The 265-nt window shown below is 66.8% G+C and carries 1 pseudogene; it reads left to right on the top strand.

Annotated features, from left to right (window positions below):
- Nucleotides 1-265, top strand: a pseudogene (locus KJQ96_RS39205) (IS256 family transposase); the annotation flags it as partial.

Below are 265 nucleotides of genomic sequence, written 5' to 3'. Positions count from 1 at the left end.
AGGCGGTCGAGGCCGAGGTCGCGGACTTTCTCGGCAAGCATGCCGATTTGAAGACTGCGGACGGTCACCAGCGCGTCGTGCGCCACGGTCACCTGCCGGAACGCGAGGTGATGACCGGTATCGGTCCGGTCGCCGTGCGCCAGCCGCGTGTACGCGATCGCGAGGCGGACGTGGCCTGCCCCGACCGCATCCGGTTCTCTCCGTCGATCTTGCCGCCCTACATGCGCCGCTCGAAATCGATCGAGACGCTGCTGCCGATCCTTTA

This window comes from Bradyrhizobium sp. sGM-13 (assembly GCF_018398875.1).
Taxonomy (GTDB): domain Bacteria; phylum Pseudomonadota; class Alphaproteobacteria; order Rhizobiales; family Xanthobacteraceae; genus Bradyrhizobium.
The sequence above is the reverse complement of the archived record's forward strand: the minus strand, read 5'-3'. Positions and strand labels throughout refer to the sequence as shown.